At 69.4% G+C, this 7,354-nt stretch carries 8 protein-coding genes; 2 read left to right on the top strand and 6 right to left on the bottom strand.

Annotated elements, in window-relative coordinates:
• The 5 genes from PHQ87_RS12735 to def all read right to left on the bottom strand — a co-directional run.
• Positions 1–293 (bottom strand): AzlD domain-containing protein (locus tag PHQ87_RS12735; protein WP_300234898.1); only part of this gene is annotated, 293 nt, incomplete at its 3' end.
• Positions 286–1,026 (bottom strand): AzlC family ABC transporter permease, encoded by a 741-nt coding sequence (locus PHQ87_RS12730; RefSeq protein WP_300234895.1) that lies wholly within the window; start codon positions 1,024–1,026, stop codon positions 286–288. The genes PHQ87_RS12730 and PHQ87_RS12735, both read right to left, overlap by 8 nt.
• Before the next feature lie 4 nt (positions 1,027–1,030).
• Positions 1,031–2,041 (bottom strand): methionyl-tRNA formyltransferase, encoded by a 1,011-nt coding sequence (fmt, locus tag PHQ87_RS12725; RefSeq protein WP_300234891.1) that lies wholly within the window; start codon positions 2,039–2,041, stop codon positions 1,031–1,033.
• A gap of 28 nt (positions 2,042–2,069) precedes the next feature.
• Entirely contained in the window at positions 2,070–2,570 is a 501-nt protein-coding gene (locus PHQ87_RS12720) for a hypothetical protein (RefSeq protein WP_300234887.1), read from the bottom strand.
• Entirely contained in the window at positions 2,567–3,088 is a 522-nt protein-coding gene (gene def / locus PHQ87_RS12715) for a peptide deformylase (RefSeq protein ID WP_300234885.1), read from the bottom strand. The genes PHQ87_RS12720 and def overlap by 4 nt, the downstream gene beginning before the upstream one ends.
• A 200-nt stretch (positions 3,089–3,288) precedes the next feature.
• Here def and PHQ87_RS12710 point away from each other — a divergent pair, with 200 nt between their 5' ends.
• Positions 3,289–4,623 (top strand): LysM peptidoglycan-binding domain-containing protein, encoded by a 1,335-nt coding sequence (locus PHQ87_RS12710; RefSeq protein WP_300234883.1) that lies wholly within the window; start codon positions 3,289–3,291, stop codon positions 4,621–4,623.
• A gap of 14 nt (positions 4,624–4,637) precedes the next feature.
• Positions 4,638–5,744, top strand: coding sequence for a DNA-processing protein DprA (gene dprA, locus PHQ87_RS12705; RefSeq protein ID WP_300234880.1), 1,107 nt, complete (start codon positions 4,638–4,640; stop codon positions 5,742–5,744).
• Here dprA and PHQ87_RS12700 read toward each other — a convergent pair.
• Positions 5,745–7,354: DUF1631 family protein (locus PHQ87_RS12700; RefSeq protein WP_300234877.1), on the bottom strand; the 1,610-nt coding region annotated here is incomplete at its 5' end. It lies immediately after the preceding gene.

Raw genomic sequence — 7,354 nt, 5'->3', positions numbered from 1 at the left:
CCGACCACGATGGTGCCGAGCACGCCCCGCTGCCAGAAAAACCAGGCCGCACCGGCGGCAGCGGCGAACAGGCGGGCGTCCCGCCAGGTGTCCACCAGCACCCCCTGCGTGGTCACCACCTCGGGCACGATCACCGCCGCCAGGGCCGCGATCGGCGCGTACTGCAGGCCACGCTGGGCCCAGTGCGGCAGCTTCCAGGGCCGGTCCGAGAACAGGAAAAACGAGCGCGTGACCACGGTCACCACCCCGAGAGCGACAATCGTCAATAACGTGTGCCAATGCATCTCAAGCATGCCCGCCCTGCTCGTGCCGCCTCAGCGGGGTATGTTCCAGCAGCAGGCACATGGCCACCGCGCAGACGATGGCCACCAGCACGTTGAGCTTGAGCGGCAGCGCCCAGGCCACCACCGCCGCCGTGCCCGACACACCGGCCGCGACCACGCGCAGCGGTGAAGTGGCCAGCGAGCAGGTCAGCCCCACCAGCGCCAGGATGCCCGCGAAGCCCAGGCCCCATTCGATGGGGATGACGTGCGACAGCAGGATGCCCAGCACGCTCGCACCCATCCATGACAGGTAGTTGAGCGCGCAGTTGCCCATCAGGTAGGCGTGCTGGCGCGCGCGCTCATCGTCGTCGCGGCCCGGCCGCGGGTAGCGCCGGGCGAAGAACACGTAGCTCAGGTCGCCGGTCACGTAGCCGGTGACCACACGCTGCCAGCGCGGCAGATGGGCCAGGTAGGGCTGCAGGTGCGCCGAGAACACCACGAAGCGCAGGTTGACGCAAAAAGCCGCCACCACGATCACCCACAGCGGCGCGCCGGCCGCGATCATCGGCACCGCCGTCAGCTGCGCGCTGCCGGCGAAGACGATGAAGGTCATCAGGATGGCCTCCAGCTGCGACAGTCCGGCGGTGACCATGGCCACACCGGTCATCAGCCCCCAGGCGGCAATGCCCGCGGCCGCCGTGAGCATGTCACGCGCCCCTACCCTGTACTCGGGATAGCGACGGTGCGTTGCTTGCCAGAACATGGGGTCAGCTCCGTGCGGTGGTGGCAGCGTCGTGGCCGGTCACCGGTACGGCGCCCAGTTGTTGCCCCGGGGCCAGCGCGAAGCCGCGCAGGAATTCGGCCGCGCTCAGGCGCTTGCCGCCCGCGCGTTGCAATTCGGTGAGGCGCAGCACGCCCTGGCCGGTGGCCACGTCGATGCCCGAAGGGCCCACCGACAACACCCGTCCCGGTACGGCAGGGGACACCGCCGCCGTCGCGTCGGTGTCGGGCCGTGCGGCCCACACCTTGATGGTCTCGTCACCCAGGCTGGTGCTGGCACCAGGGAAGGGATCGAAGGCCCGCACACGCCGCCCGATCACCACGGCCGGCTCGCGCCAGTCGATGGTGGCCTCGGCCTTGTCGATCTTGTGGGCGTAGGTCACGCCCTCTGCCGGCTGGGACGTGCGCTGCAGGCCGCCACAGGCCGCCAGCTCCAGTGCCTCCACGATCAAGCGGCCACCGAGATCGGCCAGCTTGTCGTGCAGGCTGCCGGTGGTGTCCTCGGGTGCAATGGGCAGGCGTTCGGCCAGCAGCATGTCGCCGGTGTCCAGGCCCTCGTCCATCTGCATGATGGTCACGCCGGTCTCGGCGTCGCCGGCCTCGATGGCGCGGTGGATGGGCGCGGCACCACGCCAGCGCGGCAACAGCGAGGCGTGGATGTTGAGGCAGCCCCGCGGCAGGGCGCCGAGCGCCCAGCGCGGCAGGATCAGGCCGTAGGCGGCCACCACCATGGCTTGCGCACCGCTGGCGGCGATGGCCTCGCGCGCCGCCAGCGCGTCCTCGGGGTACTTGCCATCCAGGCGCAGGCTGCGTGGCTGCGCCACCGGAATGCCGTGTTCGAGCGCGAACTGCTTGACCGGTGAGGCCTGCAGCTTCATGCCCCGGCCGGCCGGCCGGTCGGGCTGGGTCAGCACCAGCGCGATCTCGAAGCCGGCCGCGTGCAGCCGCTCCAGCGCCACACGGGCGAAAGCCGGCGTCCCGGCAAAAACCAGTTTCATGCGATTGCTCTCGAACAGAGGGCCGGGTTCAGTGCCTGTCCTGTGGCGGATCGGGCAGGAGCTCGTCGGTGAACATCAGGATCTGCACCACGCCCTCGGGGTCGATGTGCAGGTGGGCCTGGCGCGGCCGGTCCACCTCCAGGAAGCGGTAGGTCCAGACATCGCCGCGAAAGCTCGCCACCCCCTCCACCAGCGCCGGGCGCCCCAGGTGCAGCAGCACGTCCTCGCGGTGCCAGCGCCCCACCTCGACCCGCTGCTGCAGCCAGTCGATATCCATCACCTGCTCGGTCCGGCGCAGACGGCCGTCGGCATCCAGGTCGAGGTTGTAGACCTGCTGGCCCGCCGGCTGTCGCGAGTACTGCAGGCGGCGGCCGCCGTCAGGCAAGGCGTATTCGCCCGTGGGCTTTCCCAGGCGCTGCACGATCTCGGCGCGCGGTGCACCCGTTCCGATGCGCTCGGGCATGCCGGCACACCCCGCCAGCAGGGCCAGGCACAGGGCGACCCACCCGTGTTTGATCATCCTGTTCATGCGCGCTGCGCCTCCCGCTGGGCCTTGACCAGCTTGGTCCGGATGCGGTTCTGCTTGAGCGGCGAGAGGTATTGCACGAACACCTTGCCCAGCAAATGGTCCATTTCGTGCTGGACGCACACCGCCAGCATGCCCTCGGCCTCGATCACACGGCTGCGCCCCTGCTCGTCCAGCGCACGCACCCGCACCGCGACCGAACGCTCGACCCCGTCGTAGATACCCGGCACCGACAGACAGCCCTCCTCGCCCTTGCGCGTTTCCGGACTGGCCCACTCGATCTCGGGGTTGATCAGCACCAGGCGCTGGTCACGCGTCTCGCTCACGTCGATCACGATCAGGCGTTCGTGCACATCGACCTGCGTCGCGGCCAGACCGACCCCATTGGCCTCGTACATGGTGGCGAACATGCGCCCGACCAGCTCGCGGATGCGCTCGTCGACGGCCTCCACCGGCCGCGCCACGGTGTGCAGCCGGGGATCGGGATAGCGAAGAATGGGCAGGGGCAGTGGTGCAGTCATGGGCGGGCACGGATCGTTTGTCGTTATTTTCGCCACTTTTGTCGTTGCCTGCCTGCCTTGGGCACCATAAACATTGCCTAATCAAGGGCTTGGCTGCAAAATCAAAAGCGACTTGTCAAGAAAAATCGCTGCCGCCGTATCCGATCCGCCCGCGGGCAGACCTGGCGCAGGTGGGCGCGCATGCCCCAGGGGCCCGATACATGCCGAACCAGAACCGTCCGACCGTCGCCGCGCGCACCCGCCGTGTCGCGCCATCCCTGCTGGCATCCGCCGCTGCCATCGCCTTGCTGGCCTGCGGCCATGCCACGGCCCGCGACTGGCCGGTCACCGCCGATCAGCAGGCCACAGCCAGCCATGTCGCCCAGGCCGGCGTCCCCCTGTCCGATCTGGCGGCCAACGCCCCCGAGCAGTACAGCGTCAAGCGCGGCGACACGCTCTGGGACATCTCCAAGGTCTTTCTGAACCAGCCCTGGCGCTGGCCCGAGCTCTGGGGCATGAACCTGGAGCAGATCCGCAACCCGCACCTGATCTTCCCGGGCCAGGTGCTCTACCTGGTCAGGGACGGTGACCGCGCACACCTGTCCACCCGCAGCCCCAATGGTGGCATCGAAACCGTCAAGGTCTCGCCACGCATTCGCAGCGAAAGCCTGTCGGCGTCGGCCATCCCGCCCGTGCGTCTGCAGGCCATCGAGACCTTCCTGGCCGAGCCGCTGATCGTCGATCAGGCCACGTTCAGCCAGGCGCCCCGCATCGTCGCCGCCCCGAACAGCCGCGTGCTGCTCAGCCGGGGCGACCGCGCCTATGCCCGCGCCCGCTATGGCAGCGACACCAGCACCGCGCCACTGAGCACCGCGCCCGGGCAGCCGCGCGACTACCGCGTGTTCCGCAACGCCGTGCCGATCAAGGACCCGGCCACCGGCGAAGTCCTGGGCTACGAGGCGCAGTACGTGGGCAAGGCCCGCCTGGTGCGCGATGAAACCGTGGTCAAGGCTGCGGCACCGTCCAAGACTGCCGAGGCATCTCGCCCAGATGTCTACATCCCCGCCTACGGGCAGGATTCGAATATCGAGCGCACCAAACTGGCAGCCGCACCTGCCAACGAGCTGGCCGACGGCGAGATCGTGCCCGCGACCATCGACATCGTCGCGGCCAAGGAAGAGATGCGCGTCGGCGACCGCCTGCTGCCCGAGCCGCCGCGCGACTTCAGCCACTACGTGCCCAGCGCCCCGAGCATGCCGCAAAGCGGCCAGATCGCGGCCGTTTATGGCAGCGGCGTCAGCTATGCCGGCCAGAACCAGGTGGTGGCCATCAACCGCGGCAGCGACCACGGCATGGCGCGCGGTCACGTGCTGGCCCTGCTGCGCGATGCGGACCAGGTCGTCGACAAAACCGACGATGCCCGCACCCAACTGCGCCTGCCCGGCGAGCGCAACGGCCTGATGATGGTCTTCCTGACCTTCCCCAAGGTGTCCTATGCCCTGGTCCTGGAGGTCGGCGACGGTGCCAAGGTGGGTGACCGCTTCGTCAACCCCTGACGCGCACGGCGCCGATGCAGCGCGAGGAGCTCGCCGGCTGGCTGAGGCTGTTGCTGACGCCGGGCGTCGGCCGTGAAACCGCCCGGCGCCTGCTGGCCGCTTTCGGGCTGCCACCCGACATCTTTGCCCAATCGGCCACGCACCTGGCCGGCGTCGTCGGATCCCGGCTCGCCCAGGCGCTGAGCGTCCCGCCACCCGACCTGGAGGTCGCGCTTGAGCGTCACCAAACCTGGCTGGACGCAGCGCCGGGCGAGCACCACCTCATCACCCTGGGCGACGCGGACTACCCGGCCGATCTGCTGGCCATTGCCGATCCACCCCTGATGCTGCAGGTGCAAGGCCGGACCGCCGTACTGCGCCACCCGGTCCGCCTGGCCATCGTCGGCAGCCGGCACCCCACGCCCCAGGGCGGGGACAACGCCCGGCAGTTCGCCCGTGCGCTGGGCGAGCGGGGTGTGTGCGTGGTGTCGGGGCTGGCCCAGGGCGTCGATGGCCATGCCCACGAAGGAGCTCTGGAGGCGGGCGCCCCCACCATCGCCGTGGTCGGCACCGGGCTCGACCGCGTCTATCCCCCGCGCCACGCCGCCCTGGCCCGGCGCATCGCCGCCAGTGGCGCCATCGTCAGCGAATACCTGCTGGGCACACCCCCGCTGGCCGCCCACTTTCCACAGCGCAACCGCATCATCTCCGGCCTGTCGCAGGGCACGCTGGTGGTCGAGGCCGCGCTGCAGTCGGGCTCGCTGATCACGGCGCGCACCGCCCTCGAGCAGGGCCGCGAGGTGTTCGCCATTCCCGGCTCGATTCACGCGCCCCAGTCACGCGGTTGCCACGCACTCATCCGCCAGGGTGCCAAGCTCGTCGAATCGGCACAGGACATCCTCGAAGACCTGCGGCTGGCGCCGCCGCCAACCCCGGTGGCGGTCAGCGCCGACCCCGACCGCACCATCGACAACGACCCCCTGCTGCGCGCCATGGGTTTCGATCCGGTCGGGTTCGATGCGCTGCAGGCCCGCACCGGCGAGCCCACCGACCGCCTCCAGGCGCGCCTGCTCGAGCTCGAACTCGACGGCCTCATCGCCCGCCTGCCCGGCGGACTGCTGCAGCGTCAACGAAAGGCGTGATCAGGCCAACAGGCGCTCGGGGTTGGCGTCGAGCTTGGCCAGGGCATCGCGCGTGGCGCGCACGGTCAGGGTTTCTTCATCGTTGGGCAGCAACAGCCCGGCCTGCAGGTAGGCGGCCACGCGGTTGACCTGCATCAGGTAGCAGCGCTTGGCGTTGCTGACGAACATGAACAGCTGGCCACGCCGGCTGCGCCAGGCCAGTTGCACACCGGCCAGCCGGCCGTTGTGGTCCAGGGTGTACCAGTTGCCGATCTGCAGCTCGTTCGCCCAGGCCCGCATGGCCTCGGACGGCTGGCTGCCACCGGCGTTGATGACCTCGATGTCGCTGGCATCGACACCGGTGATCATCTCGATGCTGTCGTGGTCGAGATCGAGATCGCCGACCTCACCCTCCGGCAAGAAGTCCTCCAGGTTCGCCAGGCGCTGCGACAACTGGTCCAGACGCTCTTGCGGGATGGCCTCGGTGCGCGACATGAAGGCATCGGCCAGCGTGTCGCTGACGGATTTGATGTGGCTGTCCTGCAGGCCATGCGGATAGCCCAGCAGCGACATCCCCTGACGCAGGCGCTGCAGCAGGCCCGGCAGTTGCTGGATCACCCGTGCGCGGTCGTTGCGGTTCGGTTTGGCGCTGGCCGCCCACAGCAGGTCGGAGGCCACCTGCTTGAGTGCGACGGTTTCCTCGTGCCGGACGCCGTACTTCACGCTGGCCACGGCCAGCACCTCGGCCCAGACCTGGAACAGGAAGGTGCGGATCTCGTCGCGCACCACCATGTCGTCGAGCTGCTTGCGCAGCTCGATCGTGTACTGCACCGACAGCGTCTCCTTCTGCTCGATCTGCTGCGCGATCGGCACGAAGCGGCTGGCGGTGGAGTTCTCGGTCAGGAAGGTGGCCAGGAATTTCTCGAATTCGTCGTAGACCAGCTGGAACACGCGCCGACCGGTTTCGGGGTACTGCTCGATCACCTGCACCACGCGCCGGATCTCGGCCTCCAGGGCGCCGGCACCCACATCGGTTTCAAAGCCCATCACACAGCCGCCCATGCGGTCGATCAGCAGGCGCGCCGGGTGCTGGAGCGAACTGAAAAACTCCGGCTCGGCCAGGGCCACCCGCAGCACCGGGATCTGCAGGCGCGCGAACCACACCCGCACGCTGGGCGGGATGCGTTCCTCGGCCAGGATGCTCTGGAACATCAGCGCCACCACTTCGATGGTGGCTTTTTCACTGGGTGTTTCGGCCGCCTGCTTGAACTCGTTGCTGCGCTCGCGCAGCGCCACCGCGGCCTGCTCGACCTGCAGGCGCCCGACCGCCAGCCCCTGCACCCCGGTCGTGCCGGTGACGGGCAGGCCGGCATCGGCACTGGGCACCGGTACCGCGATGGCAATGGCCTGCTGCAGGCGAGGCGACACCGGCAGCACCTCGGTGGCGGCAAAGTCCTCGCCCACCCGCTCGGTCAGGAAACGCTTGAGCTTGCCCATCACCCCCTGGGCCCGCATGCGCGCCCGCGCCAGCGGCGAGGTGCCGGTCATCATCCGGGTTTCCTCGTGCACCCCGCCCAGACCGCGCGCGTCCGTCATGCCGGAGCGGGATGGCAGTCCGGCGCCGGGATGGT

The organism is Hydrogenophaga sp. (assembly GCF_028698005.1).
GTDB lineage: Bacteria > Pseudomonadota > Gammaproteobacteria > Burkholderiales > Burkholderiaceae_C > Hydrogenophaga.
This window is presented reverse-complemented; position numbering and strand designations above follow the sequence as displayed.

Coding starts and splice junctions, on each gene's coding strand:
- fmt (WP_300234891.1), bottom strand. CDS start 2,041: ATGAAACTGGTTTTTGCCGGGACGCCGGCTTTCGCCCGTGTGGCGCTG.
- PHQ87_RS12720 (WP_300234887.1), bottom strand. CDS start 2,570: ATGAACAGGATGATCAAACACGGGTGGGTCGCCCTGTGCCTGGCCCTG.
- PHQ87_RS12710 (WP_300234883.1), top strand. CDS start 3,289: ATGCCGAACCAGAACCGTCCGACCGTCGCCGCGCGCACCCGCCGTGTC.
- PHQ87_RS12730 (WP_300234895.1), bottom strand. CDS start 1,026: ATGTTCTGGCAAGCAACGCACCGTCGCTATCCCGAGTACAGGGTAGGG.
- def (WP_300234885.1), bottom strand. CDS start 3,088: ATGACTGCACCACTGCCCCTGCCCATTCTTCGCTATCCCGATCCCCGG.
- dprA (WP_300234880.1), top strand. CDS start 4,638: ATGCAGCGCGAGGAGCTCGCCGGCTGGCTGAGGCTGTTGCTGACGCCG.